Raw genomic sequence first — 25,834 nt, 5'->3', positions numbered from 1 at the left:
ATATATATGAAACAAGATACTTTAGAGGGCAAAGCAAAAACAAAAAATGGGGTAAAACGGCTGTGTTTTTCCATAATCTGCATTCTTCTGGAAGTGATTTTTATTATTACTATCGTAACACGCTTGAATGAATATGCAGAAATCATAAATTTATTTACAAGGATTTTGAGTGGGATCTTGGTTTTGGGATTGTACGCATCAAATAAGACATCCTCTATGAAAATGCCTTGGGTCATCTTAATTCTAATTTTCCCAATTATGGGTGTAGGCCTGTATTTGTTGATTGGTTTGAATGGTGGCACACATAAAATGCGTGAGCGATATGCAGAAATTGATAGCAAATTGTTACCAATGCTTCCGGACGGTCAGGAGTGTTTGAGCAAAATAAAAGAAACAATTCCGAAAGCAGGAAATATAGCAAGTTACATACAAAGAAATTCGCAGTATCCAATCTATCAGAATACGGATATTGTGTATTTTGATGAAGCAGTGAAAGGATTAGAGGCACAGCTTAAGGATTTGGAGAAAGCACAGAAGTTTATCTTTATGGAATATCATGCGATAGAAGACGCTGAAGCATGGCATAAGATTCAAGATGTTCTGGAAGAGCGAGTAAAAGCAGGTGTGGAAGTTAGAGTATTCTACGATGATATGGGTTCTATAGGCTTTATTAACACAGATTTTGTGAAAAAGATGGAGGCAATAGGAATTCATTGCCGTGTATTTAATCCGTTTATGCCAGGTTTAAATCTGTTTTTGAACAATCGTGATCATAGAAAAATAACAGTTATTGATGGAAAAGTCGGATTTACAGGTGGATATAATCTAGCAAACGAATATTTTAATTACACACACCCGTATGGACAGTGGAAAGATACAGGTATTCGTTTAGAAGGAGATGCTGTTCAGTCGCTTACGGTGACATTTTTGGAAATGTGGAATGCAGTAAGTGATAAGGATGCTAATGATTCTGATTTTAGTAAATACCTTTTCCACTATGATTATGCGGCACAGCAAACTGGGTTTGTTCAACCTTATGCAGACAGCCCTATGGATAATGAGCAAGTAGGAGAAGAAGTTTATATCAGTATGATAAATAAAGCTGAAAAATATTGTTGGTTTATGACTCCATATCTAATCATAACAGATGAAATGACGCATGCGTTATGTCTGGCTGCTAAGCGAGGGGTAGACGTAAGAATTATCACACCTGGTATCCCTGATAAAAAATTCATTTATAATATAACTCGTTCTTTTTATCATGGATTAGTTAAACATGGTGTTCGTGTTTATGAGTGGACTCCTGGTTTCTGTCATGCAAAAATGAGTGTGGCAGATGACTGTATGGCAACTTGTGGAACAATTAATCTGGATTATCGAAGTTTATATCACCATTTTGAAAACGGCTGTTTTATGGCAGATTGTCAGGCAGTTGTGGAAATAAAAAATGATCTGATAAGAACGATGGGAGAATGTCGTGATGTGACAGACCAATATCAAACCGGACGAAGTGCATATTTGCGACTGGGACAATTATTTATGAGATTATTTGCTGGATTGCTATAAGAATCTGATGAAACGACCTTTCAAAAAACAGTTGATTTAGAAGTTAACTGTTTTTGAAAGGCCGTTTTTGCTATATCTAACAGTCTGTTGTACAAAGAAGATTTTGCATGGATGAAAAAAACAAACCTTGTTGAGGTTAAATTGAGATTGACTTTGTATTGTATAAGTATGAAATAAAAAGGAATCAGGTGATGTACAATGAAAAAGCATAAAATATGTAAAATCCTTCTTGTTATACTGGCAATTTTTTTATGTGTGGCTTTTTATGAATTGCTCGGAATCTGCGTTGCATATAAAAAGCAGCCGGAAGTGTCCAATACAACCAAAAAAGAAACAAAAAATGGGTCATGGAACGAATGCAGTGAAAATACAGAACGGGCAGTAATCATAGAAAAGAATCCAGAAGCGCTTTTACAAAGAGTGCGTTTGATCAAGAATGCAAAAAAGGAAATTATTCTTTCTACTTTTGCATTTCAATCCGATGAAAGTGGAAAATTGATTTTAGGAGCATTGCATGATGCGGCAGACAGAGGTGTACATATTCGTCTGTTAGTAGATGGAATGGAGAGCTGGATTGATATGGAAGGAAATCCGTATTTCTATGGATTATCTTCCCATGAGAATGTTGAAATTAAACTGTATAATAAGGCCAATCCGTTGAAACCGTGGAAAATGATGGGTAGAATGCATGATAAATATTTGATTGCAGATGGAAAGAGATATATTCTTGGGGGAAGAAATACATACAATTATTTCCTGGGTGATTTTCCGGGACATAAGAACTATGACAGAGACGTGTTAGTGGTTTGCGATGAACCTGAGAAAGAAAATTCAGTTAACCAGTTGTCAGAGTATTTTGAAACCATATGGAATCAGGAAGACTGTGGTTATTTTCATAACAATAAAAAACTGGCAAATAGAAAATCTGTAAAGAACGCAGTTTTAGAGCTGCAGAACAGCTATCAGAAATATTTTGAAGAGAATAAGGAAAGAATCTGCGAGACCAATTATACGGACGAAACTTTTGAGACAGAAAAGATTACATTAGTGTCAAATCCTATTCACACAGGTTCCAAAGAACCAGTAGTGTGGTATCAGTTGGGAGAATTGATGAAAAATGCAAAAAATCGTGTGAAGATCCACACGCCATATATTATCTGTAATGATATGATGTATAATACATGGGAGGAAATTGCAGAGAACGTTTCAGATTTTTCTATCATGACAAATTCAGTTGCGAATAATGGGAATCCATTTGGGGCTGCCGATTATGCGAAAAACAGAAATAGAATCTTAAGTACAGGAATTAATATCTGGGAATATGAAGGCGGTTATTCATACCACGGAAAAAGTATTCTGATTGACGATGATCTGTCTGTAATCGGTTCCTTTAATATGGACATGAGAAGTGCATATCTGGATACGGAACTGATGCTTGTAATTCGCAGTAAAGATATTAATAAACAGTTGGAAGAGGGCATGATGGAATATGAAAAAGTGTCCCGCCAGATATTAGAAGGCGGAACTTATAATGATCCATATCATGTAGAGCCAATCGAATTAACAAAGAAACGTCAGAGAAACGTACTTTTGGTACAGCATCTGCTTGGATGGGCAAGATATCTGTTCTGATAAAGGAGGAAGAAGATCGTGTTTCAAATATTAATTGTAGAAGATGATAAAGAATTAAGCCAGCTATTCCAAAAAGTGCTTGAGAAGAATGGATATCAGGTCAAAAGTGCATCGGATGGAGCACTGGCATTAGAAATATTGGATAAAGAGTATATTGATCTGATCATTTCCGATATTATGATGCCGGTTATGGATGGCTATGAACTGGTGTCAGAACTTCGTTCAGCAGGATATCAGATACCGGTACTTATGATCACTGCGAAAGGTTCCTTTGATGATATGCGCCAGGGATTTCTTTCGGGAAGTGACGATTATATGGTAAAACCGGTAAATGTGAATGAAATGGTTTTAAGAGTCGGAGCACTGCTTCGCCGTGCACAGATACTGAATGAACACAAAATTGTGATCGGTTCAACAGAGTTTGATTATGATGCAATGACGATTACAACTGATAAGGAAAGTCTTGTTTTGCCTAAAAAAGAATTCCTGCTTTTATATAAGCTTGCAGCTTCGCCAGGCAGAACATTTACAAAACAACAGTTGATGGATGAAGTATGGGGATACGAGACGGAGGCAGACCCACATACAATAGAGGTACATATAGGAAGAATCAGAGAGCGTTTTAAAGATACCCCGGATTTTGAAATCGTAACAATGCGTGGAATTGGATACAAGGTGGTGAAAAAATAATGGAACAAAAGAAAGAAAAAGGATTGCGGATCCGATCCTGTCTGACTGGTGCAATCTGGCTGGCACTTGTATTTTCAACAGTCATATCTGCGTTATTATTTGCTTTTTTGAATCATTTTTTAATCTGCCGGGCAGCATACCTGTGCTTGGCTGGCTTTTGATTTTCAATACATTGATTGCCGGGCTGATCACTTCCTTTATCAATGCAAAGTTGCTGGAACCAATTACCAGACTCAGTAAAGCAATGAAGGAAGTTTCGCAGGGAGATTTTGAACAGCACTTGGAAACGAACAGCCGTATCGCAGAAGTTGGAGAATCTTACCAGAGTTTTAATGTGATGACAAAAGAGCTTCGTGCAACAGAAGTACTGCAGATGGATTTTGTCTCCAATGTTTCTCATGAGTTTAAGACCCCGATCAATGCCATTGAAGGGTATACAATGCTTCTTCAGGGAGAAGAATTGTCTCAGGAGCAAGAGGAATATGTAGAAAAAATCTTATTTAACACCCAAAGACTTTCCGGATTGGTTGGTAATATTTTGCTGTTATCCAAGTTAGAGAATCAGAATATACCAATGAAAAAACAGAATATCGTCTGGATGAACAGATCCGCCAGGCATTTCTTTCATTGGAAACAAAATGGACAGAAAAAGAAATTGGTTTTCAGGTAGAATTGGAGGAAGTTAAATATACTGGGAATGAAGGACTTTTTATGCATATCTGGATAAATCTTTTGGATAATGCGATTAAGTTCAGCCCTTCAAAGGGGACAATTACGATGTTTCTGAAACAAGAACAGGATTCTGTTAAGTTCATTCTGGAAGATGAAGGACCAGGAATAGAGGATGATGTAAAATCCAGAATATTTGACAAGTTCTATCAGGTAGATGGATCTCATAAAGCAGAAGGAAATGGCCTAGGTCTTGCACTTGTAAAACGGATTGTAGATAGTGCCGGAGGAACAATCAAAGCAGAAAACCGTGAATATGGTGGATGCAGATTTGTTATAGAGCTGCCAAAGCAGAAAGATGAGATTATATAGTTTTAAGATAAATTAGAAGATGGGAGGATTTATATGACATTTTATCAGGAGTTGCAGTTAAATCAGGCAGGTTCTAAAAACCTGTTGAAAAAGAGTGAAACACTAAAAGAAAAATTATATCATATGTGGGTATATCTAGTGAAGATAGCTGTTACAATGGCATTTTGTTTTTTCTTTGTTAGTATTTTCAGCATCCTATTTGGAAATGAGAACAGCATTGTAGGTGTAGTAGTCTTATTATGTCTCATGGTGTTTAGAAATGCGGATCTGGGGATCCACACCGGACAATCTACGATGCTTTTGGCTTTGTTCTTTGTAATTATGACTGTATGTCCGCATTTAGCAAACCAGCTTTCACCGGTACTTGGAATGCTGTTAAATATTGCGGCACTGGCTGTGTTGATTCTGTTCGGATGCCATAATCCATTTATGTTTAATCAATCTACATTGGTTCTTGGGTATCTGCTGCTATATGGTTATGATGTTACGGGAAAAAGCTATCAGATGCGATTAGTCGGAATGGCTTTAGGTGCAGCACTTACCTGCTTCGTATTTTATCGAAATCATAAAAACAGAACTTATAAAAGAAATCTGAAAGATCTGATACAAGAATTTGATATCACTTCTTCCAGAACAAAATGGCAGATATGTCAGATTTTATGCGTACCGATTGTCCTTTGCATTGCAGAACTTTGTAATATGCCACGTGCAATGTGGGCTGGTATTGCGGCCATGTCCGCGATTTTGCCGTTTATGGAAGATATGCACTACAGAGTCCGTAAAAGGATTGTCGGAAATATTGCAGGTGTTATATGTTTTACAGTATTATATTTTCTGCTTCCTTCGTCAATCTATGCATATATAGGAATTCTTGGTGGAATCGGTGTAGGATTTTCAGCACAATATGGCTGGCAGGCAGTATTTAACACATTTGGTGCTTTAGCCATTGCTGCAGAGACTTATGGACTACAAGGAGCGGTTAGTCTTAGAGTGATTCAAAATGTTTTTGGTGTTGTGTTTGCTTTAGCATTTTGTGTTATATTTTATTGGTTTATGTCTAAAAAAAGGAAAGTGAGATGACCGTACATGCAGAGTGAAGTGAATCAGGAAGAAAATTTGAATAGAATTATTACGGTTCCTAATCTTCTTTCTTTTTTCGGCTTTGTCTGATTCCGGTAATTATATGGAGTTATTGTGTAAAGAAAAATCCTCTGTTAGCTGGTGAAATCTTATTGCTGTCTGGTCTTACGGATCTTGCTGATGGATATATCGCAAGAAGATTCCATAGGATTAGTAATTTAGGAAAAATACTTGATCCGGTGGCTGATAAGCTGACACAGGCAGCGATGTTAATCTGTCTGTTTACTCGTTTTCCGCATGTGCTTCTTTTAATCGTAATAATGGCAGGTAAGGAGCTGTATATGGTAGTCAGTGGATGTCTTGTGATACGAAAGACAGGAAAAGTACATGGTGCAGACTGGCATGGAAAGATAGTAACCTTTTTATTATATGGAACTGCAGCGGTGCATATTATATGGTTCCACATTACACCGATGGTATCAGATCTGTTGATTGGTTTGTGCGCTATAATGATGGTCATATCGGTCGCTCTGTATATTATCCAGAATACCAGGACTCTTAAGGAAGAGACTGTATAAGCAATTTTATATTACAATGACTAGAAAAATATTTAGGAAGATAAGCGGGAATCCTCGGTAATTCAATTGCCGAGATGAAAGCGTAAACTGTGCATATCTGCACATTATAAGTAAAATATATTTATTTTTTTACTAAAAAATGCTGTATCCAGCTTTATTAAAAAAGAAAATATGTTCGGCATTTTATTGTGATATTCTTAATACTATGCTATACTATATGTATGAAGGAGAATCTTATACATTACCGCACTTGTGTGTGCAATATTAATTACCATATGGTATGGTCAGTGAAATACTGGCGGAAGATATTGAATGCGGAGATTGAAGCATATCTTCAGGAGCTGGTGCAGGAGATCGCAGCGGATAAAGGTTTTACCGTCCATTTGTTTGAATGCGGGGAAGGAGACCATGTGCACTGTTTTGTGTCTGCTCCTCCCAAATTATCCATAACTGCGATCGTGAAATATCTGAAAGGGATCACCGGCAGGAAATTATTCGAACGTTTTCCGGAAATAAGAGAACAGCTTTGGAAAGGAGAGCTGTGGAACCATTCCTATTATGTGGAAACGGTCGGGTCTGTGTCGGAAGAAAACATCCGCAGATATATTGAGCATCAGAGTAAAGTTTATTGAGATCATAGAGGTGGGAAATGCTGCTGTCAAAGAAAACATCCATAAAGGTCAGTCAGGAATATGCAAACGTCATCGGACATATGTGTTATGCGGCATCCAAGCTCTGGAATGTCTGTAATTACGAACGTCAGCATTACAAAGAAATGGGAATGGAGAAATACCCGGACTGGTATTATCAGAAAAAATCCCATAGAGAGGATCTGTGGTATAAACAGCTTCCATCTCAGACAGCCCAGGAAGTCTGCAAGCTGCTGGATAAAGCATGGAAATCTTTTTACGCCTTGAAAAGATCCGGAGGGATTGAGAATCCCAGACCACCGCGGTTTAAACAGGAAAGTATCCCCATTACCTATATGCAGATGGGAATTGTACATGAATGGGACACAGAAAAAGTCCGTCTGTCCCTTCCAAAAGCATTAAAAAGATATATGGAAGAAACGTATCAGATCCATGAGAACTTTCTTTATCTTGAAAATAAGATTTTCAGGGGCATGGATCAGATCAAACAGTTGCGGATCTACCCACCGGAAAAAGGTGAATGTAAAGTTATTGTTGTTTATGAGATTTCAGAGAGGGAAGAACTTTCGCAGAATGGACACTATCTGTCAGTTGATCTGGGACTTCATAATCTTATGACATGCTATGATTCCGGGAATGGGAATACATTTATCCTGGGCAGAAGATATCTTGCATTGGAAAGATATTTTCATAAAGAGATTGCAAGGGTGCAGGCACAATGGTATGGACAGCAGTCTGTGAAGGAAATAAAACATCCAGTCACATCAAAACATATTCGCAGATTATATCAGAAAAAGCAGAACTCGGTAACGGATTATCTGCACAAGATCACAAGATACTTTGCAAAATACTGCCGTGAACAGGGAATTACCTGTGTTGTGGCAGGGGATATCCGGAATATCCGGAAAGGAAAAGACCTGGGACACAGAACAAACCAGAAGTTCCACAATCTGCCGTATAACAGGCTCTATAGCATGATGGAATATAAGCTTAAGATGTACGGGATCCGTTTTGTAAGACAGGAAGAAAGCTATACCAGCCAGTGCAGTCCGCTGTCACCAGAGGTGGAAAAAAGATATGCACAGCCATGCAACCGAAAACAAAGGGGACTGTACAGGGACAGAAACCGGAAGTATAACGCAGATGCTGTAGGTGCATATAACATCCTGAGAAAATATCTCTCCGTATCCGGAGAGAAAAAGGAACTGTCCGTAACCGGACTAAAAACGCCAGAAATAATAAAAGTAGCTGTATAGCTCTAAAGAGCAAACAGTAGTGGTGTCATGGACGCACCCTGAAAAGGCGGTATCCCGCCTTAATTCAGATGCTCTGGTAACTCAGTTGCCGAGTAGTTCACATAGAAAATAAATCATTATAAAAAGATCCTGTTCATACTATGATATATGCGATGATTATGGAGATAACAATTATGACTGCCAGTATGGAAAGCCAGAAATAATCTATAATTCTTTGATTGCAAGGTATTTTGTTGTATTGCGTGTCTTGGTCAGGTTCACCTCCTCTCTATTTCGTCGAGTTTTTTAAGAAATCAATCTCCATTTGTTGCTGCTGTGTTTGAGCTTTTAGTAGTCGGTTTTCAGCTTTCAACTTCTCAATATCTGATAATTGAGAAATCGCTTTGTTCTTACCTCGTCGATCATATAATCCTTCGATTCCTTTATCTTTATATTTTCTAACCTATGCATAAACTTGTCCGTAGGAGCAACCATATTTATTCGCTGTAGAAGAATAATTACATCCCGTGTTCAAGGCTTTGCGGTATTTTTTCGGATTTCAATGTGTCAAACTCCCGTGTTTATGAAAGTTGTGTTTTTCTTGGCAATATGTTACAATTACTCCATATAAATTTATAACTTTTCTAGACAGAAAGTAAAAGGGGAACGTCATGAAGTGTATTAAAACAACGGACGCGGTAGGACATGTACTGTGCCATGATATTACCAGAATTGTGAAGGATGTGGTAAAAGATACAGCCTTTCGTAAAGGACATATTGTACAGGAAGAAGATATTCCGGTTTTGCTATCTCTGGGAAAAGACCATCTTTATGTGTGGGAGAAGGATGAAAATACTTTGCATGAAAATGAAGCAGCGCAGATTCTGTGTGATGTGTGCATCAATGAGAATATGCATCCAACGGATGTAAAAGAAGGAAAAATTGAGTTGATTGCAGATTGTGACGGAGTATTTCAGGTGGATGTGCCGAGGCTGGATGCTATTAATGAGATCGATGAGATTATGATTGCCACCCGTCATACAAATTTCCCGGTAAAAAAGGTGACCGTCTTTTAGGAACCCGTGTGATTCCGCTGGTGATTGCAAAAGAAAAAATGGATTTGGTGAAGAAAACAGCAGGAGAAAAACCGCTGGTATCGCTGGCACCTTATAAGAAACGGAAGGTAGGAATTGTAACCACCGGAAATGAAGTATTTTATGGAAGAATTAAGGATACTTTCACACCGGTAATCATCGAAAAAATGAAATCTTACGGTGCTGAAATTCACGGACATATTCTGTGCAATGATGATATGGAAAAAATCACTGCCGCTATTATGAAATTAAAAGAAGAAGGGGCAGATCTGATTGTCTGTACCGGTGGTATGAGCGTGGATCCAGATGATAAGACACCGGGCGCGATCAAAAATACAGGAGCGAGAATCGTATCTTATGGTGCTCCGGTACTTCCGGGAGCGATGTTCCTGTTATCCTATCTGGAAGATGGCACACCGGTAATGGGACTGCCGGGATGTGTGATGTATGCAAAAGCCACCGTATTTGATCTTGTTCTGCCACGTATTATCGCAGGTATAGAAGTGACAAAAAAAGATCTGGCACATATGGGAAATGGCGGATTCTGTCTTGGCTGCAAAGAATGTCATTATCCGAACTGCAGCTTTGGAAAGGGCGTATAAGAGCAGGACAGGAGGAATAAGCATGGAAAAGCTTACGGTAGAGTAGGCACTGGAAGCACTGCTGGAACATACAAAAGTAATAGAGGAAACGGAAACTGTACCACTTTTGCAGGCATGTGGAAGAGTGTTGGCAAAGGATATGATTGCAGGATTTGATAACCCGCCGTTTGACAGATCACCTGTGGATGGTTATGCCTGCAAAGCGGAGGATATAACGGATGCATCAGAAAGTCATCCGGTACAGTTGACGGTATTGGAAGAGATTGATGCGGGGCAGTATTCCAGAGTCACAGTGGAAAAGGGGGCAGGCGGTTCGGATTATGACAGGCGCAGCTATTCCGAAAGGCTGTGACTGCTGTGTCCGTCAGGAGGATACAGATTATGGAGAAGAGACTGTCAGAATCTTCCGTCCGACCGGACAGTGGCAGAATTACTGTTATCAGGGAGAGAATTTTAAAAATGGAACGGTTCTTTTGAAAAAGGGTGACAAAATCGGATTTATTGAAGCAGGTATACTGGCCAGTATGGGAGTCATAAAAGTGAAGGTTTATCGTCGGGTAAGAGCAGCTGTTCTGACTATCGGAGATGAAGTAATGGCACCCGGAAAAAGATTGATTCCGGGGAAGATTTATGATTGTAATCAGGGACTTCTGGCGGTTCGCATGAAAGAATTTGGTGCAGAACTGGTGGAAGTGGCAGCCATAGAGGATCGCCCGCAGGCTATGACAGCAGCAGGCGAAGTCATGGCTCTGGACTGGGGAATTACATTGCAGTGTGATACCACAGGAAAAGAAGACGCCAGCAGTGTAGGAGTGCGAAGTCACTTTATACATCCGGTACTACCGGAAGCAGATGGCACAACGAAAAACGTATTTCCATGTAAAGTGGAAAGAGTGATTGAGGACGTGTTTTCGTATATCTTGATCGTATCTACGAAAGAAGAAGCCAGGATTCGCGTAGATGTGACGAAAGAACAATGGCAGCAGTACCAAAAGCATATTTCTGGAAATAAGATATGGATTGGGATAGATGAAAAAGATGTGATGTTATTAAAATAAATGAAAGAATCACCGTATCAAGGTTGAGGTAATCTATGATACGGTGATTCTTTCGTGAAAAATGCGAAAAAGCTTTCAATATCCAGTTCCGGTGGTTTAATATGCGGTTGTCAAACATTATTTCGTAAATACTTTCATTCGATCCCTTCTGGCTGCACAGATCAGGGTCAGGTGATATTTTTTTGCAAGATCAATTGCTTCAGAAGTAGGAGAAGCCTTGCTGGAGAGAATTGGAATCCCTGCATGGATGACCTTTAAAGTCATATCAGTAGGTATTCTGCCGCTGGAATATACCATACATTGATGCAGGTCAATATTGTGCCGCAGAGCGTAGCCGATCACTTTATCCAAAGCATTGTGCCGTCCGATATCTTCGCAGGAAAACAGAATGTGATCTTTTTGAGCGAGAATGCAGCTATGTGTGGCAAAGGTAATGCCATGGAGAGGAGAACCATCCGCAAAGGCATCCGCCATATGAAAGATCCATTCTGGTTTCCAGAAAATCGGTGTAAGTGACTGCGGCTCTTTGGATGTAACAAAGTAATCATTTAAAATATGATTGCCGGTACAGCAGGTAGGAGTTACTTCTACAAAGGCATCCGATGAGGATTGTGTGCTGCGTGCCGAATTTTTTAAATAGACTTTTGCACGTTTTCCATATTCACAGATATAGATATGATCTACATCTTCGGAAGACGTGATGATTTGTTCTGTCAGCAATCTTCCAAGAACCAGTTCAGTCAGATGCTGGGGCAGGCAAACAAGTTTCATAGTCAGATGATCATTTATATAGACATCCATCATATGTTCGTTCAATATTTCTTCTTGTTCCGTACGGGATTCTCCATTTCTTCCGATATATTGATATGTTTTTGTCTCTAGCAGAGACAGATTTTGTTATTGTTCGTTAATATACATAATTTCTCCAATTGAAAAAACAATTCTTTTATCATGTTTACTATGTGGTATACTAGATCTAGTATAACGGACATCTCTTTATTTCGAAAGAGTGAATTGAGGGATGAAGGAGGAAATAAAATGGGAAAGATTATGGCGGTAAATATCAGTGAGAAGAAAGGTACACAGAAAAAGAATGTACATAGTGCCAGACTGATGGAAGAATTTGGAATCGAGAAGGACGCCCATGCCGGCAAGTGGCATCGCCAGGTGAGTCTTCTTTCTTATGAAAAAATAGAAGAATTCAAGGCAAAGGGAGCACCGATCGAAGACGGAGCATTTGGAGAAAACCTGATTGTAAGTGGATACGATCTGAAGGCATTGCCGGTTGGCACCAGACTTCGCAGCGGAGAGGTATTATTAGAAGTGACACAGATCGGGAAAAAATGTCATAGTGGATGTGAGATTTATAAAATTATGGGTGACTGTATTATGCCAAGAGAAGGTATCTTTACCAGAGTACTTCATGGTGGCGTATTGACAGAAGGCGATGAAATTGTGATAGAGAAGGCAGCAGGTGAGGCAGATGGAGAATAAGCTGAATCATTTTGATCAGAAGGGTAACGCTGTTATGGTGGATGTGTCCGGAAAGATACCGACATCCAGAACAGCAGTAGCAAAAGGCAAGATTTGTGTCTGTCAGGCTGTGATGGATGCAGTGAAACAGGGGACTGTGAAAAAAGGAGATGTACTTGGAATAGCAAGAGTGGCTGGCATTATGGCGGTAAAACAGACATCTCATCTGATTCCGATGTGTCATCCGCTGATGATTTAGAAGTGTTCGGTAGATTTTGAACTGGATGAAGAAAATCTTGAAATTACGGCAATCTGTACAGCCAAAATGGAAGGTCAGACCGGTGTGGAGATGGAGGCGCTTACTGGTGTGAATGTGGCACTTTTGACAATTTATGACATGTGTAAGGCAATTGACAAGTCCATGGAGCTGACGGACATTCATCTGGTAGAAAAAAGCGGAGGAAAAAGCGGGTTATATCGAAACCCGAAAGAATAGTATGAAGGATAGATTTGGAAGAGAGATTGACTATCTGCGGATATCCATTACAGATCGATGTAATCTCAGGTGCGTCTATTGTATGCCGGAAAATGGAGTTGTGCAGATCCCGCATGAAGAAATTCTGACTTATGATGAGATTACCAGAATCAGCAGATGTATGACTGGTTTAGGTATACGTAAGATCAAACTGACCGGAGGAGAACCGTTAATTAGAAAGAATTGTGCCACACTGGTTCGAATGTTAAAAGAACTTCCTGGCATCGAAAAAGTGACATTAACGACCAATGGTGTATTGCTCGAAGAACAGATAGCAGATCTGGCAGAAGCGGGGCTTGATGATATAAATATCAGTCTGGATACTTTAAATGCAGCAGAGTTTGCAAAGGTAACCAGGAGAGAAAGTCTGGATCGGGTGCTGGAGGGAATCCAGGCGGCATTACAGTATCCGCAGATTGGATTGAAGATTAATTGTGTGCCGGTAGTGGAAGAGCAGGAAAATCTGGTATCGATAGCGAGACTTGCAAAGCAATATCCGATTCATGTTCGTTTCATTGAAATGATGCCGATTGGATATGGAAAGGATTTTCAGTTTCGGGGAGAAAGTGAAATATGCGAAATATTAGAGAAAGCATATGGAAGAATGACTCCAATAAAAGAACGATATGGGAATGGACCGTGTCATTATTATAAAATAGAAGAATTTCAGGGTAAAATAGGATTTATCAGTGCGATGACGCATAAGTTTTGCGACCAGTGTAATCGTGTGCGTATGACAGCAGAAGGATTTTTAAAAGCCTGTCTGCAATATCAGACTGGAACGGATTTGAAGAATTTGATGCGTTCAGGATGCACAGATGATGAACTGACAGAGGCAATACAGAAAGTAATATGGGAAAAACCGGTCAGTCATCATTTTACATCGGAAGAGATTGAGACAGATGAATGTAAATTAATGTCCCAGATAGGAGGATAAGGAATTATGAAAGCTGCGATTATCACATCCAGTGATTCCGGATATGCAGGAGAGAGAGAAGATAAAAGTGGTTCGGTAATCCAGGAAATTTTGGAAGCGAACGATTACGAAGTGGTGCATACCATTCTTTTGCCGGATGACAGAAAGATGCTGGCAGATGAGATGGCTCGTATAGCAGATGAGGGAATAGCAGAGATGATTGTAACTACGGGTGGAACCGGATTTTCGCCGAGAGACTGTATGCCGGAGGCAACAAAGGATATTATAGAACGTGAAGTGCCGGGGATTCCGGAAGCAATGAGAGCATATAGTATGACGATTACACCAAGAGCTATGCTCAGTCGTGCAGCAGCAGGTATTCGAAAAGGAACACTGATCGTGAATCTGCCGGGAAGCCCGAAAGCAGTCAGAGAAAGTCTGGAATATATTATTCCAGCGCTGGAACATGGATTACAGATCCTGACCGGGGAGGCAACGAACTGTGCCAGAAAATAATCGGAAAATGCAGACTGATATATCTGAATTAGAAAACGGTCAGTTGGCAGAACAGCAATTGCCATCAGATTTTACGCTGGTAGTCCTGGCAGGTGGTGCCAGCAGCCATATGGGAAGGGAGAAGTCAGATCTGCTTTTAGATGGACAGACATTTTTGGAGATACAGATCGGAAAAGGATGTCAGTTGGGAGCAAAACAGATCTTAATTTCTGGATATCGTGGAACACAGTGTGGGGAAGAGATTGTGCCGGATCGAATTTCCGGTCAGGGTCCACTTGGCGGTCTGGAGAGCTGTTTTCGAAGGGCAAAGACAGAAAAATGCCTGGTGCTGGGGGTAGATACGCCGCTGGTACCTGTGGAAGAACTTCAAAATCTGTTGAAGTTCGCAATGGAAAAAGCCGACCAACCGGTGACTATGCTGTGTCATAATGGAAAAGAAGAATCGCTGATAGCGGTATATGATGCCAGACTTTATAAAGAGATCACAGATTTTCTGGAATCAGGAAAATCATCGGTGTATCGTTTTTTAAATACAGTGGGATATTCCCTATACCATACCAGTGCACCGGAAAACTATTTTCAGAATATCAATGATCCGGAAATCTATAAGAAAGTCTGCACGGAATGCGAAATTGCTGATATTTTCACAAAGGAATCCGTTAAACTATAGATTTTTAAATACTGTAGGAATTTTTGTTTGTTATACGGAAATCCAATGAGGGATATTTTCAGAATATTAACGATTCTGATACATATTTAAAGACTGAAGGGTATCTCGTAAAATAGCATAATACAGAAGGCGTATAGGATTATGAAAGGCTTTCGATTAGGTTTTAAATGATTTTTCGGATAATAGCACTTCCATGCAGATCGCATACAGGATCTGCAAACAGGTGGTGTTTCAGGCAGAATTCGTCTACAGCTTTGTTACATCCGGAAAACTGGGTACTGTATACGTCATGGATCAGGAGAACTCCGCCGATAGACAGACGTTCATAAAACAGAGGTAATGCAGCAGCAGTTGGAGCATAGAGATCTGCATCTAATGATACGAAACAGAAAGTTTCATCGGTAATATCGGAAAAAGTATCCGGAAACCATCCTTTATGGATGATCACATGTGATGGATCAGGCATGATGCGAAGAACAGAATCTACATCTGTAGAAGAAAAGTCACCTGTTTTAGCGCGAGACAGATGCCTGGAGGTTTCTACGGCAATATCTTTTTCTGAAAAGCCTTCAAAAGTATCAAAAAGATGTATTTTTCGATCTGGAAAGGCTGTACTGATCAGGCAAGAAAAATCACCCTGGAAAACACCAAGTTCTGCCACATCTCCAGGGATATTTTGTTGATGCATCTGTTCGGCTAAAAGGCGCATAACCGCAACCCGTGCATCGAACATGCGAAGTGCAGAAGGATCACAAAATGAACCGTGATAGCCCAAGTGCTCCATCTGCTGCATCATAGAACCACGCCGCTCTTCATCCAATACACCAAGAATAATCAGATCAGGAAGAAGAGCAGCGGCCTTTGATGGAGAACAGATTGGGATATTACCAATAAATTGTCCATGTTTGCGCGGATCATTATCGGCAAAGCACATGATCTGATAGGCATTTCCAAGAAGTCGGGCAGTCATCTGCCCAATCTGTCCGGCACCGAATATAATAGTTTTGTAGACATGTTTTGTCATCATTTCATAGCAGCCTTTCTTTCAGCTCGAACCTGAATCATTTGTCCTGTGATAGATATTGCGATTTCAGCAGGTGTTTCTGCTTTAATATTAAGTCCCACAGGCGTGATAATACGGTCTAATTCTCGCTCATCGATTCCATACTCTTCTACGAGACGATGAAATACACCAGCTCTTTTGGCGAGACTTCCAATGACGCCGATATAGCATGCAGGTGTGGCAAGAAGTTGTGCCTGCACAATCGTATCATAGGCATGACCTCGTGTCATGACACAGCAATAATCAGCATCTGTGATAGAAATGCTCTGATCCAGATGATCAAAATCGCAAAGGATTGTCTCCGCTGCATCCGGGAAAAGAGCAGGATCTGTAAATTCCGGACGGTCATCCAGAACGATGCAGTGAAAGTCAACACTTGCAAGTATTGGTACCAGCTTTTGTGAAACATGCCCGCCTCCAAATACATAGACAGTTCCGGATGTACCGATTTGTTCTGTAAACAGGTCACAGGTTTCATTGCGATGACGGCATGGTCTTGCAGATAAGGAAGATAAGATGGAAGAAGGAACATCAGCATTTCCAGTCAATCCATAGGATGCACTGTAAAGACTCATACCGGATGTAGCATGAAGATCACAGATCAGCCAGAAATCTTTTCGTTCTTTATATAATGTTTCAGCAGTTACTGCAAGTTCCATAATAATAGGGTCATTATGGTCCAGATACTGGAAAAATACGGTAACATCACCACCACAAATCATACCGATATTCTCAACATCTTTGCGATTCAACCGGAATTCATGTTCACAGGATTCTTTCTTTTCAAGAATATCAAGTGCCATAAGCTCTGCACGATATTCGACAGAACCTCCGCCTATGGTTCCGGCAACTCGGCCTTTTTTTCCAACCAACATACGGGAACCGGCACCTCTTGGCGTTGATCCTGAGGAAGCAACGATGGATGCAAGCACAAGGTCGTTTCCTTTTTGAAATTCTTGTTGTATGATCTGAAATAAAGTTCTCATATATAAAACACCTCCTGTAATTTTCTATAAGTCATATCGTCATGTGACAGATGGTCTGTATCATATTTTGCAGATCAAGAGCCTGTTTAAGCTGTCGTTCATGAGATTTCAAAGCTTCGGGACTGTTACACTTACACAGACTGTCCGCAAATCGTTTTTCGATGGTTACACGTTCGGTTTCCTGAATCAGTTTATCTGATAAAAAGACGATAGCCGCTTCATTCAGAAGTGTCTTCTGTAAACCATGATGTTGTGAAATAATCTGACTGATTTCAGTATAGCCTAATTGTAAGAAAAGATCACCACCTGTTTTGGTGTGATGTTTTTGAAGTCTGGCAATATCGTGAAGGAGTGCTCCGGAGCGAATCAGTTTTTATTAAAAAGTAACCATGAGATTCCAGCAGATCGCAGAAATGGCAAGCCAATTCAGTCACTGCATCACTGTGCGCTTGTACATGATGAGGAAGAGACACCGAATCGCGAAGCATCCGGCATAGTTCGTCATGCAAGTCAGGATGAGGCAGCAGGTAAGTCGAATCAGATAAGGCAACATGATCGTTATCGTCTGCGTTCAGATGATAATAGGAACCACATGGAAGACGAAAATACTGTCTGGCATGCTGTTTTGAATCAAGCAAATACAGATAAGAAGAAATTACATCTGTATGAGCAACAATCGCAATATCACCCTCAGAAGAACGAAGAATCTCATAAATTGCCTGCGAAAAACGCATGCCAGATGCGAAAGGAGTTTCTGCTCCTGGAATCGGGTAATCAGGATTCATTCCACGTGCTTCATATATGTCCGGCCATCTTTTGCGTATCTCATCAAATGAAAGACCATCCCATTCTCCCAGATTTCGTTCTGTTAAATCTGAGATAGTGATATGTGGAAGATCAGGTGTGATATGTGCAGCCGTTTCCATAGCTCTTGACAAAGGACTGCAGTAAACAGCAGTTATTTTATCATCCAGTTCTCCGTGAAGAAGGACTGACTGCAGATGTCCAAGCATAGATAAAGAAAAATCAGTCTGACCGATACAGTAAGAATGTTCATCTGGATATTGTGGTTTTCCGTGTCGAATAAGATAAAGATTACGCATTGAAAAATCCTCTGAAACACTTTTCAAATATTGCTTCGGAACAGGTACGTGTTTCCTCTGAAAAACGGGCATATCGCTTCAAAAATTCTTCTCCGTATGGTGTCAGCTCACTGTGACTGCCCTTTACACCGCCCTGACTTCGAATAATCAGCGGTTCATGAAGCTGAGATTCTAATGTATGGATCAGATTCCAGCTGGTGGAGTAGGAAATGTGCATGCGTTCGCAGGCATCACGAACAGATCCTGTTTCATGAATCAGTGTAAGCAGCGAATAAAGCTGTTCATCAAAGAAGACCTTTTCCCGTGCCAGCTGAATCTGAATCTCTGAACGGATCAGACTTTGATTGTGTGCACGAAGAAGTTCTACATAATCCTCTGGTGTATCCGCATCATGAATGATTCCAGGATCTTCTACATTTAAACAATACATGGGAGTTCCACAATGTTCTACAGCACCCTTCAGACCAGTGTTTCCATCATTGCTTAAAATGGACTCAATTAATGAGGAACGAATCAGGATCGGATGACCTGGAGTTCCGTTACAGACCGGAGTGACAAGAGGCTGTCCAAGAGAAAGCATTTGTGTAACGGTATGTGCTGTGAATAGTGGAACATCTACAGGTGTAAAGAGTACCGTATCCACTTTGTCTTTTAAATATTCCAGTCCAATCCTGACAGAATCAAACATATGAGTAGTTTCATAGTCCTCATTTCGAAGAAAAATAACATGATTGGAAGCAAGGTGGCGTTCCAGAGCATCCGCATTGTATCCGGTTACCACCACTATTTTAGAGATTCCGGCCTGCCGGAAGTTATTAATCACACGCTGCGCGATGGAAATGGATCCAAGCTGAAGCATGGGCTTGAAGTCTCCCATTCGTGACGATTTCCCTGCAGCTACGATGAGAGCACCTGTCTGCATCATAGATACCTCCTAAAAATAACATTGTACAAATTTGATATTATTATAGCATGAAAAGTGGGAATAAATAGTAAAATTTTTCGACAAAGTAATAAAACAATATAAAAAAGAACAAAAAATAGCCAACTAATAATTATTTACAATTTGTAAAACTGTACAAAATTATGATAACATGAAATTATACAAAATAATGTAAACAGGAGAACGTTTCCATGGATAAGATTTTTGAAATTACCGCAAAAGAAGTTACGATACAGGTAAAAGATGAGCGCACAGGAGAGCAATACAGTCGGACACTTCCGATTGATTATTATGAGAATGCGAATGTTTTAAAACTCAGCGGTGAGAATCTGGACGGAAGCAGTTCTTCCATTGTTTTCTATTCTGTCAGAGGAATGGAAAGACTTAAAGATCTGACGGGTAAGGGAGCCGATCATGATCCATGTGGAACACATAAGTCAGAAGATTTGTAACATCGGAACGTGTATTTTTTAAAGGAGGAATGAAACATGATTAAAAAGACATTGAAGATCAATGGTGTGGAGCGAATCCTTATTCTTGATAAGGATGAGACACTGGCTCAGGTACTTCGTGAGCATCTTCTTCTTACAGGATGTAAGATCGGTTGTGGAGAAGGTCATTGCGGAGCATGTAATGTTATTATGAACGGAAAAGTTACAAGATCCTGTATTTACAAGATGAGCCGTGTTCCGGACAATGCAGAGATCACAACAATCGAGGGTGTGGGAACAATTTCTGATATGCATCCGATACAGGTTGCATGGATGGCATATGGATGTGCACAGTGTGGTTTCTGTTCACCAGGTTTTATTATTTCAGCAAAGGTTCTTCTCGATAATAATCCGAGCCCTACCCGTGAAGAAGTGAGGGACTGGTTTAACAAGCAGCGTAATCTCTGTCGTTGTACAGGTTACAAGCCGCTTATCGATGCGACCATGGCGGCAGCAGCAGTTATGCGTGGCGAGATGACTAAAGAAGACCTCGTATTCAAGCAGACAGGTGATTCTATCGTCGGTACAAACTATATCCGTCCATCAGCAGCACAGAAGGTAACAGGTACCTGGGATTTCGGTGCAGATGATGCATTAAAGATGCCGGAGGGAACTCTTCGTCTTGCACTTACACAGGCCAAGGTTTCTCACGCAAATATTCTCAGTATCGATACAACAGAAGCAGAGAGTATGCCGGGAGTTGTTCGTGTTATTACAGCGAAGGACATTAAGGCAGCAGGCGGAACCAACAAGATCAATGGTCTTGTAATGCTTCCGAAACACAATAAGACAGACGGATTTGAGCGTCCTGTACTCTGCGACGAAAAGATCTTTCAGTTTGGTGATGCGATTGCGATCGTAGCTGCCGACACAGAAGAGCATGCACGTGCAGCAGCAGATGCAGTTAAGGTGGAGATCGAAGAACTTCCTGCATATATGAACGCAATGGATGCAATCGCACCGGATGCAGCAGAGATCCATCCTGGTACTCCAAACGCATTTTTTGAGACAAACTGTATCAAGGGACCGGACTTTGACTGGGACAGCATTCCGGATTCACAGCAGGTTGAGATCGAGTCCTACTGTTCACGCCAGCCTCATCTTCACCTTGAGCCGGACTGTGGTTATGGATATATTGATGAAGACGGTATGATAACAGTGCATTCCAAATCTATCGGTATACATCTTCATATGCCTATGATCGCAGATGGTATCGGTGTACCAATGGAAAACTTAAGACTTGTTCAGAACCATGCAGGCGGAACATTTGGTTACAAGTTCTCACCGACAAATGAGGCTCTGATTGGTGCAGCTGTTAAGATTCTGGAACGTCCGGTATCGCTGGTATTTAATCAGTTCCAGAACATTACTTATACAGGAAAGAGATCTCCTGCATTTATGAATATTAAGCTTGCAGCAGATGAAAATGGTAAACTCTTAGCACTTTGGGGTAACAACTATGTAGATCACGGTCCATATTCAGAATTTGGCGATCTGCTTACCATGAGACTTTCTCAGTTTACAGGCGCAGGTTATGGAATTAATTCTATTCGTAATAAATCAACAACCGTATTTACAAACCATGCATGGGGCTCCGCATTCCGTGCTTATGGTTCACCACAGTCTTATATGGGATCTGAGATTGCGATTGACGTGCTGGCAGCTAAGATGGGAATCGATCCGTTTGATATCCGTGAAATGAACTGCTATAAAGAATCAGAGGGCACTACCATCCCGACAGGTTATCCACCGGAGGTATATTGTGAGGAAGATTTGTTTAAGAAAGCACGTCCATTGTATGAAGCGGCGAAAAAACGTGTTGCCGAAAAGAATGCAGCTTCTGACGGAAAGATGAAATATGGTATCGGTGTATCTCTTGGAGTATACGGTTGTGGTCTTGATGGTGTTGATACATCAAATGCATTTGCAGAATTAAATCCGGATGGAACCGTTACGATGTATGCTGCATGGGAAGATCATGGACAGGGGGCTGATATGGGTGTTCTTGTATCATCTCATGAAACACTGCGTCAGGCAGGAATCAGACCGGAACAGATTAAACTGGTTATGAATGATACGAAGACATGTCCGAATGCAGGACCTGCAGGAGGATCACGCTCACAGGTTATGTCAGGTAATGCATGTCGTCTGGCTGCAGAAAATCTTGTAGCAGCAATGAAGAAAGAAGACGGAACATTCCGTACTTATGATGAGATGGTAGCAGAAGGGCTTGCAACAAAATATGAAGGTAACTGGGTAACTACATTCTGTGCAGATCATCCGATCGATCAGGATACCGCACAGGGCGATCCATTTGCAACTTATATGTATACTATCTTCCTGCCGGAAGTTGCTGTTAATACAGAAACAGGTAAAGTTACCGTTGAGAAATTTACTTGCGTAGCTGACGTAGGTACGATCATGAACAGACTTCTTGTAGAAGGTAATTTCTATGGTGGTCTTGTACAGGGTATCGGTCTTGCTCTTTCGGAAGATTTTGAAGATTTGAACCATGACACCACTTTGAAGAATTGTGGTATTCCATATCCAAAGGATGCTCCGGATGATATTGAACTTCACTTCAATGAAACATATCGTCCAAGTGGTCCTTACGGTGCGGCTGGTTGTGGTGAGGCTCCACTGGATGCTCCACATCCTGCAATCCTGAATGCAATCTTTAATGCGACAGGTGCACGTATTACACGTATCCCTGCCCGTCCGGAAAGGGTTCTTGCAGCATTAAAAGAACTTGAGAAATAAGCTTAATTCATAATGTGGTTGGAGTAAAAGCTGCCAACTGTGATATAATCAGGGGAGACGGGAAACTGCCTCCCCTTTACAGACGAAAGGAGTATCAGGTTATGACATACATACAGGAGAGGGGTTCTACTCACGTTTATCATGTAAATCGAATGTCAAAAGAAGAGATGGATCATATGATCAGTCTCTGCGTCCATGAACAGCCGGCCTATTGTGTTGCAGCCTGTCCTTTCAAAATGGATACAAAAGAGATGCTGTATTATGCTGCAAAAGGAAATTTTAAGAAAGCGTTGGCAATTTATGAGAAAATTACACCATTTCCAATGATTCTCTGTGATGGATGTACGGCACCTTGCGAAGATAATTGCAAGCTTTGTGAACTTGGTGATGGTGTCTCCATACGAGAAGTAGAACGTGCGATTGTCCGGTATGGAGAACCGGGAAGACGAAGCAGTGTATTTCGCATGAGAAAGAAGAAAAGGGCAGCAATCTTTGGTTCTGGATTATTTCCACTGTTTCTTGCAGGGGAACTGGAAAAGAAAATGTATCCTACGACAATTTATTGTAAGGAAGAAGATTATGAAAGCTATATTGCAGCGGCAGCCGGACATCTTTTGGAATCAGACCGCAGCAATGAAGCGAAACGTCTGAAATCTATGGATCTTTCTTTTGAATTTGGATGCAGTTTGAATCTTTCGTTTATCAGAGAAAAAATGGAACTGGCAGATGTGGTATGCGCATCAGAAGAAGTGGCAAAAATGTTAGCTCCGGAAGAAGCAGCAGATGTCGAGATTATGTTAAGAGAACAGGCAAAGATTGTCAGCGGACCTGCGGAATCTGTGATGGATGCGGCTTTTGCCGCAAAGCGGGCAGCTTTGACAGTGGATCTTCTGGTACAGAATTTATCGCCGCACAGCAACAGAGGCAGTGAAGGAGCAGTGACTACCAAGCTTTATACGAACATGGAAGGAATCCATGAATCGAATAAGATTTTCTGTGGTCAGGATGGGTATTCAAAAGAAGAAGCTGTAGAAGAAGCAAAACGATGTATTCAGTGTCATTGTGACGAATGCATGAAAGGCTGTGTGTATTTAAGTGAATATCAAAAACATCCGGGTTTATTAGCCCGTGAGATCTATAATAATACGCAGATTATCATGGGAGATCATCCGATGAACAAACCGATGAATGCCTGTGCCCTCTGTGGACAGTGTACGGTGATCTGTCCGAATGGATTTGATATGAGTCAGGTGTGTAAGTCAGCAAGAGAAAATATGGTATCTACAGATAAGATGCCGCTGGCGCCACATGAATTTGCACTGATGGACATGTTATTTTCAAATTCAGAGGCTTTTTTAAGCAGACCCCAGCCGGGATATGAAACTTGCAGATATGTATTTTTCCCGGGCTGTCAGGCAGGGGCGATAGCGCCGGATGTGGTTATGCAGGCATACGAAGATTTAAGTAATCGGGTAGATAGAGGTGTTGCTCTGATGCTGGGATGCTGTGGTGCAATCAGCGAATGGGCGGGCCGCTATGAAATGACAGAAAAAGTAAATGAGCAGCTGAAACAGGAACTAGCCAAGCTTGGTGATCCGATCATCATAGCAGGTTGTCCAACCTGTATGAAGCAGCTAAAAGAAAGTATTGGAGCGCATGTTATAGGAATCTGGGAAATTTTGAAAGAAATCGGACTTCCACAGCAGGCAAAAGGACTGGAGATACCGGTTGCCATACATGATGCCTGTGGTGCCAGAGGGGATGCACAGACACAAGATACGATACGACAACTTTTGTCGGATATGGGATGTATCGTTGAAGATACAGAATATTCCAGAGATTTGTCTCCATGTTGTGGATATGGAGGTCTGACGGCATATGCCAATAAAGATATGGCAGCGAAAATGACAGAAAAGTGTCTGGAACGTTCCGATGCACCATATATTACATACTGCATGGCATGCAGAGACCGATTTGCCAGAGAGGGAAGAGAATCCAGACATATCATGGAACTTCTGTATGGTGCAAATGCCAGCAACATGCCTGATATCAGTGAGAAACGCTACAACAGGCTCATATTGAAACAGACACTTTTAAAAAACATCTGGAATGAGGAACCGATCATGGAGAAAAAAGACTATACTGTTGCCTATACAGAAGAGGCAATCCATATGATGGATGAGCGCATGATACTGAAAAGTGATGTGGAACGTGTGTTATCAGATTACAGAGAAAATCGGGAAGCAATCCTGGATGAAGAAACAAAAGAACTGGTGACAAGAAGCAGACTGGGAAATGTCACATTCTGGGTGCGGTTTGTGGAAACAGAAGACGGATATCTGGTACACAGAGCATACAGTCATCGAATGAATATTATGAAAAGGGTGGGACAGTAATGGCAGTAGAAAGAACATATTATACGATTGATCCGGAAGGAAAGCTGACCTGCATGAAATGTAAGGTTCCTCTTGTAAAAGGAAAAGCAAAATTTATGTATCTGGAAAATGGGTTTCCTGTGGAAATGCCTGTCTGTCCAAAGTGTGGGTTTGTGTATGTTCCGGAAGAACTCGCACTTGGAAAAGTGCTTGCGGTGGAGCGTGCACTGGAGGATAAATAGATGAACAGGCATCCGGGAGGGGAAGCGCAGACGCTTCATCTTCTGGAGAACATAGAATGGAAAAAAGAAATGAAAGCACTGGATCTTGGAGCAGGAGAAGGAGACACGGTTCGAATCCTGAAATCATTTGGGCTGGAAGCACATGGCGTGGATCTTTTCCCACGGGGCAGTGATGTGGAAATTGGCGATTTTCTGCATTTGCAGTATTCATCAGACAGTATAGATCTTTGCATCAGCCAGTGTGCATTTTTTGTCAGCAGAGATCAGAAAAATGCACTATCTGAATGTTGGCGTGTTTTGAAAAAGGGAGGTTTTCTATTATTGTCAGATCTGGATACTGGAAATCTTTCAGAAATGGCAGAACAGACAGGATTTACCATTCTCCGGCAGGAGGATCAGACGTTACTTTGGCGGGAATATTATCTGGAAGCAATCTGGAATGATTCGTTCTGTTGCGAAGAGTATACGATTCTGCAGAAAGAATATAAAGGAAAGAAGCTGCGCTATACCATGTTGGTTGGCAGAAAGGAGTAGC

General features: G+C 40.9%; 22 protein-coding genes and 5 pseudogenes. 21 read left to right on the top strand and 6 right to left on the bottom strand.

Annotated features, from left to right (window positions below):
• Positions 1 to 6: 6 nt before the first annotated feature.
• The 11 genes and pseudogenes from cls (at position 7) to CK1_RS12090 (ending at position 11,226) form a co-directional block, all read left to right on the top strand.
• Positions 7 to 1,566: a cardiolipin synthase gene (cls, locus tag CK1_RS12140; protein ID WP_015526514.1), complete on the top strand. Its 1,560-nt coding sequence runs from the start codon at positions 7 to 9 to the stop codon at positions 1,564 to 1,566.
• A 198-nt stretch (positions 1,567 to 1,764) separates the two neighbouring features.
• Positions 1,765 to 3,198 carry a phospholipase D family protein gene (locus tag CK1_RS12135; RefSeq protein ID WP_015526513.1) on the top strand — a complete coding sequence of 478 codons (1,434 nt, stop codon included), beginning with the start codon at positions 1,765 to 1,767 and terminating at the stop codon, positions 3,196 to 3,198.
• A gap of 18 nt (positions 3,199 to 3,216) precedes the next feature.
• A complete protein-coding gene (locus CK1_RS12130) occupies positions 3,217 to 3,888 on the top strand; it encodes a response regulator transcription factor (protein WP_021650144.1) in 672 nt (223 codons plus the stop codon).
• Positions 3,888 to 4,929 (top strand): annotated as a pseudogene (locus CK1_RS12125) (HAMP domain-containing sensor histidine kinase). Before CK1_RS12130 ends, CK1_RS12125 begins: the two are co-directional and overlap by 1 nt.
• Before the next feature lie 33 nt (positions 4,930 to 4,962).
• Positions 4,963 to 6,026 (top strand): annotated as a pseudogene (locus tag CK1_RS12120) (FUSC family protein).
• Positions 6,016 to 6,587, top strand: a pseudogene (locus tag CK1_RS12115) (CDP-alcohol phosphatidyltransferase family protein). The pseudogenes CK1_RS12120 and CK1_RS12115 overlap by 11 nt, the downstream one beginning before the upstream one ends.
• 221 nt (positions 6,588 to 6,808) lie before the next feature.
• Positions 6,809 to 7,219, top strand: a complete 411-nt coding sequence (gene tnpA / locus CK1_RS12110; RefSeq protein ID WP_180211310.1) for an IS200/IS605 family transposase — start codon at positions 6,809 to 6,811, stop codon at positions 7,217 to 7,219.
• Between the two features lie 17 nt (positions 7,220 to 7,236).
• The gene (locus tag CK1_RS12105) at positions 7,237 to 8,493 is read left to right on the top strand and encodes an RNA-guided endonuclease InsQ/TnpB family protein (protein WP_015526510.1); all 1,257 of its coding nucleotides are present in this window, start codon (positions 7,237 to 7,239) and stop codon (positions 8,491 to 8,493) included.
• 650 nt (positions 8,494 to 9,143) lie between these two features.
• Positions 9,144 to 10,168 (top strand): annotated as a pseudogene (locus CK1_RS12100) (molybdopterin-binding protein).
• 49 nt (positions 10,169 to 10,217) lie between these two features.
• Positions 10,218 to 10,520 (top strand): hypothetical protein, encoded by a 303-nt coding sequence (locus CK1_RS12095; protein ID WP_084449111.1) that lies wholly within the window; start codon positions 10,218 to 10,220, stop codon positions 10,518 to 10,520.
• Positions 10,489 to 11,226 (top strand): molybdopterin-binding protein, encoded by a 738-nt coding sequence (locus tag CK1_RS12090; protein ID WP_015526508.1) that lies wholly within the window; start codon positions 10,489 to 10,491, stop codon positions 11,224 to 11,226. Before CK1_RS12095 ends, CK1_RS12090 begins: the two co-directional genes overlap by 32 nt.
• Before the next feature lie 117 nt (positions 11,227 to 11,343).
• Here CK1_RS12090 and fdhD read toward each other — a convergent pair whose 3' ends face one another.
• Positions 11,344 to 12,042 carry a formate dehydrogenase accessory sulfurtransferase FdhD gene (gene fdhD, locus CK1_RS12085; RefSeq protein ID WP_244091944.1) on the bottom strand — a complete coding sequence of 233 codons (699 nt, stop codon included), beginning with the start codon at positions 12,040 to 12,042 and terminating at the stop codon, positions 11,344 to 11,346.
• Positions 12,043 to 12,264: 222 nt separating this feature from the next.
• Here fdhD and CK1_RS12080 point away from each other — a divergent pair, with 222 nt between their 5' ends.
• The 5 genes and pseudogenes from CK1_RS12080 to mobA all read left to right on the top strand — a co-directional run bounded on the left by CK1_RS12080 (position 12,265) and on the right by mobA (position 15,336).
• Positions 12,265 to 12,720, top strand: a complete 456-nt coding sequence (locus CK1_RS12080) for an MOSC domain-containing protein (protein WP_015526506.1) — start codon at positions 12,265 to 12,267, stop codon at positions 12,718 to 12,720.
• Positions 12,710 to 13,195: pseudogene (moaC, locus tag CK1_RS12075) on the top strand (cyclic pyranopterin monophosphate synthase MoaC). The gene CK1_RS12080 and the pseudogene moaC overlap by 11 nt, the downstream one beginning before the upstream one ends.
• A gap of 1 nt (position 13,196) precedes the next feature.
• Positions 13,197 to 14,171 (top strand): GTP 3',8-cyclase MoaA, encoded by a 975-nt coding sequence (moaA, locus tag CK1_RS12070; RefSeq protein ID WP_044960389.1) that lies wholly within the window; start codon positions 13,197 to 13,199, stop codon positions 14,169 to 14,171.
• A 3-nt stretch (positions 14,172 to 14,174) separates the two neighbouring features.
• Entirely contained in the window at positions 14,175 to 14,666 is a 492-nt protein-coding gene (locus CK1_RS12065) for a MogA/MoaB family molybdenum cofactor biosynthesis protein (protein WP_044960387.1), read from the top strand.
• Positions 14,653 to 15,336 carry a molybdenum cofactor guanylyltransferase gene (gene mobA, locus CK1_RS12060; RefSeq protein ID WP_114002737.1) on the top strand — a complete coding sequence of 228 codons (684 nt, stop codon included), beginning with the start codon at positions 14,653 to 14,655 and terminating at the stop codon, positions 15,334 to 15,336. The genes CK1_RS12065 and mobA overlap by 14 nt, the downstream gene beginning before the upstream one ends.
• Before the next feature lie 163 nt (positions 15,337 to 15,499).
• Here mobA and CK1_RS12055 read toward each other — a convergent pair whose 3' ends face one another.
• The 5 genes from CK1_RS12055 to CK1_RS12035 are packed head-to-tail and all read right to left on the bottom strand — an operon-like array spanning position 15,500 to position 19,413.
• Positions 15,500 to 16,363, bottom strand: coding sequence for a TylF/MycF/NovP-related O-methyltransferase (locus CK1_RS12055; protein ID WP_015526501.1), 864 nt, complete (start codon positions 16,361 to 16,363; stop codon positions 15,500 to 15,502).
• The gene (locus CK1_RS12050) at positions 16,360 to 17,385 is read right to left on the bottom strand and encodes an XdhC family protein (protein WP_015526500.1); all 1,026 of its coding nucleotides are present in this window, start codon (positions 17,383 to 17,385) and stop codon (positions 16,360 to 16,362) included. The genes CK1_RS12055 and CK1_RS12050 overlap by 4 nt, the downstream gene beginning before the upstream one ends.
• A gap of 31 nt (positions 17,386 to 17,416) precedes the next feature.
• A complete protein-coding gene (locus CK1_RS12045) occupies positions 17,417 to 17,725 on the bottom strand; it encodes a hypothetical protein (RefSeq protein ID WP_306289101.1) in 309 nt (102 codons plus the stop codon).
• Positions 17,685 to 18,488, bottom strand: coding sequence for a histidine phosphatase family protein (locus tag CK1_RS12040; protein ID WP_015526499.1), 804 nt, complete (start codon positions 18,486 to 18,488; stop codon positions 17,685 to 17,687). Before CK1_RS12040 ends, CK1_RS12045 begins: the two co-directional genes overlap by 41 nt.
• Positions 18,481 to 19,413, bottom strand: coding sequence for an NTP transferase domain-containing protein (locus CK1_RS12035; RefSeq protein WP_021650129.1), 933 nt, complete (start codon positions 19,411 to 19,413; stop codon positions 18,481 to 18,483). The genes CK1_RS12040 and CK1_RS12035 overlap by 8 nt, the downstream gene beginning before the upstream one ends.
• Before the next feature lie 209 nt (positions 19,414 to 19,622).
• Here CK1_RS12035 and CK1_RS12030 point away from each other — a divergent pair, with 209 nt between their 5' ends.
• From CK1_RS12030 to CK1_RS12010, 5 genes are all read left to right on the top strand, one after another.
• The gene (locus CK1_RS12030; protein WP_015526497.1) at positions 19,623 to 19,883 is read left to right on the top strand and encodes a hypothetical protein; all 261 of its coding nucleotides are present in this window, start codon (positions 19,623 to 19,625) and stop codon (positions 19,881 to 19,883) included.
• 36 nt (positions 19,884 to 19,919) lie between these two features.
• Positions 19,920 to 22,682 (top strand): molybdopterin-dependent aldehyde oxidoreductase, encoded by a 2,763-nt coding sequence (locus CK1_RS12025; protein WP_015526496.1) that lies wholly within the window; start codon positions 19,920 to 19,922, stop codon positions 22,680 to 22,682.
• Between the two features lie 101 nt (positions 22,683 to 22,783).
• Entirely contained in the window at positions 22,784 to 25,078 is a 2,295-nt protein-coding gene (locus tag CK1_RS12020; protein ID WP_015526495.1) for a pyridine nucleotide-disulfide oxidoreductase/dicluster-binding protein, read from the top strand.
• Complete coding sequence (locus tag CK1_RS12015) at positions 25,078 to 25,299, top strand: DVU_1557 family redox protein (protein ID WP_005427475.1); 222 nt, start codon at positions 25,078 to 25,080, stop codon at positions 25,297 to 25,299. The genes CK1_RS12020 and CK1_RS12015 overlap by 1 nt, the downstream gene beginning before the upstream one ends.
• Positions 25,300 to 25,833 (top strand): class I SAM-dependent methyltransferase, encoded by a 534-nt coding sequence (locus CK1_RS12010; RefSeq protein WP_015526494.1) that lies wholly within the window; start codon positions 25,300 to 25,302, stop codon positions 25,831 to 25,833.
• Position 25,834: the final 1 nt, after the last annotated feature.

This window comes from Ruminococcus sp. SR1/5 (assembly GCF_000209835.1).
GTDB classification, from domain to species: domain Bacteria; phylum Bacillota; class Clostridia; order Lachnospirales; family Lachnospiraceae; genus Blautia_A; species Blautia_A fusiformis.
This window is presented reverse-complemented; position numbering and strand designations above follow the sequence as displayed.

What these genes read in the sequence shown, in the direction of transcription:
- CK1_RS12080 (WP_015526506.1), top strand. Translation starts at nt 12,265, where the DNA reads ATGGGAAAGATTATGGCGGTAAATATCAGTGAGAAGAAAGGTACACAG.
- moaA (WP_044960389.1), top strand. Translation starts at nt 13,197, where the DNA reads ATGAAGGATAGATTTGGAAGAGAGATTGACTATCTGCGGATATCCATT.
- CK1_RS12135 (WP_015526513.1), top strand. Translation starts at nt 1,765, where the DNA reads ATGAAAAAGCATAAAATATGTAAAATCCTTCTTGTTATACTGGCAATT.
- CK1_RS12090 (WP_015526508.1), top strand. Translation starts at nt 10,489, where the DNA reads ATGACAGGCGCAGCTATTCCGAAAGGCTGTGACTGCTGTGTCCGTCAG.
- CK1_RS12030 (WP_015526497.1), top strand. Translation starts at nt 19,623, where the DNA reads ATGGATAAGATTTTTGAAATTACCGCAAAAGAAGTTACGATACAGGTA.
- CK1_RS12040 (WP_015526499.1), bottom strand. Translation starts at nt 18,488, where the DNA reads ATGCGTAATCTTTATCTTATTCGACACGGAAAACCACAATATCCAGAT.
- CK1_RS12105 (WP_015526510.1), top strand. Translation starts at nt 7,237, where the DNA reads ATGCTGCTGTCAAAGAAAACATCCATAAAGGTCAGTCAGGAATATGCA.
- cls (WP_015526514.1), top strand. Translation starts at nt 7, where the DNA reads ATGAAACAAGATACTTTAGAGGGCAAAGCAAAAACAAAAAATGGGGTA.
- tnpA (WP_180211310.1), top strand. Translation starts at nt 6,809, where the DNA reads ATGAAGGAGAATCTTATACATTACCGCACTTGTGTGTGCAATATTAAT.
- CK1_RS12010 (WP_015526494.1), top strand. Translation starts at nt 25,300, where the DNA reads ATGAACAGGCATCCGGGAGGGGAAGCGCAGACGCTTCATCTTCTGGAG.
- CK1_RS12035 (WP_021650129.1), bottom strand. Translation starts at nt 19,413, where the DNA reads ATGATGCAGACAGGTGCTCTCATCGTAGCTGCAGGGAAATCGTCACGA.
- CK1_RS12050 (WP_015526500.1), bottom strand. Translation starts at nt 17,385, where the DNA reads ATGAGAACTTTATTTCAGATCATACAACAAGAATTTCAAAAAGGAAAC.
- CK1_RS12055 (WP_015526501.1), bottom strand. Translation starts at nt 16,363, where the DNA reads ATGATGACAAAACATGTCTACAAAACTATTATATTCGGTGCCGGACAG.
- CK1_RS12015 (WP_005427475.1), top strand. Translation starts at nt 25,078, where the DNA reads ATGGCAGTAGAAAGAACATATTATACGATTGATCCGGAAGGAAAGCTG.
- CK1_RS12025 (WP_015526496.1), top strand. Translation starts at nt 19,920, where the DNA reads ATGATTAAAAAGACATTGAAGATCAATGGTGTGGAGCGAATCCTTATT.
- CK1_RS12020 (WP_015526495.1), top strand. Translation starts at nt 22,784, where the DNA reads ATGACATACATACAGGAGAGGGGTTCTACTCACGTTTATCATGTAAAT.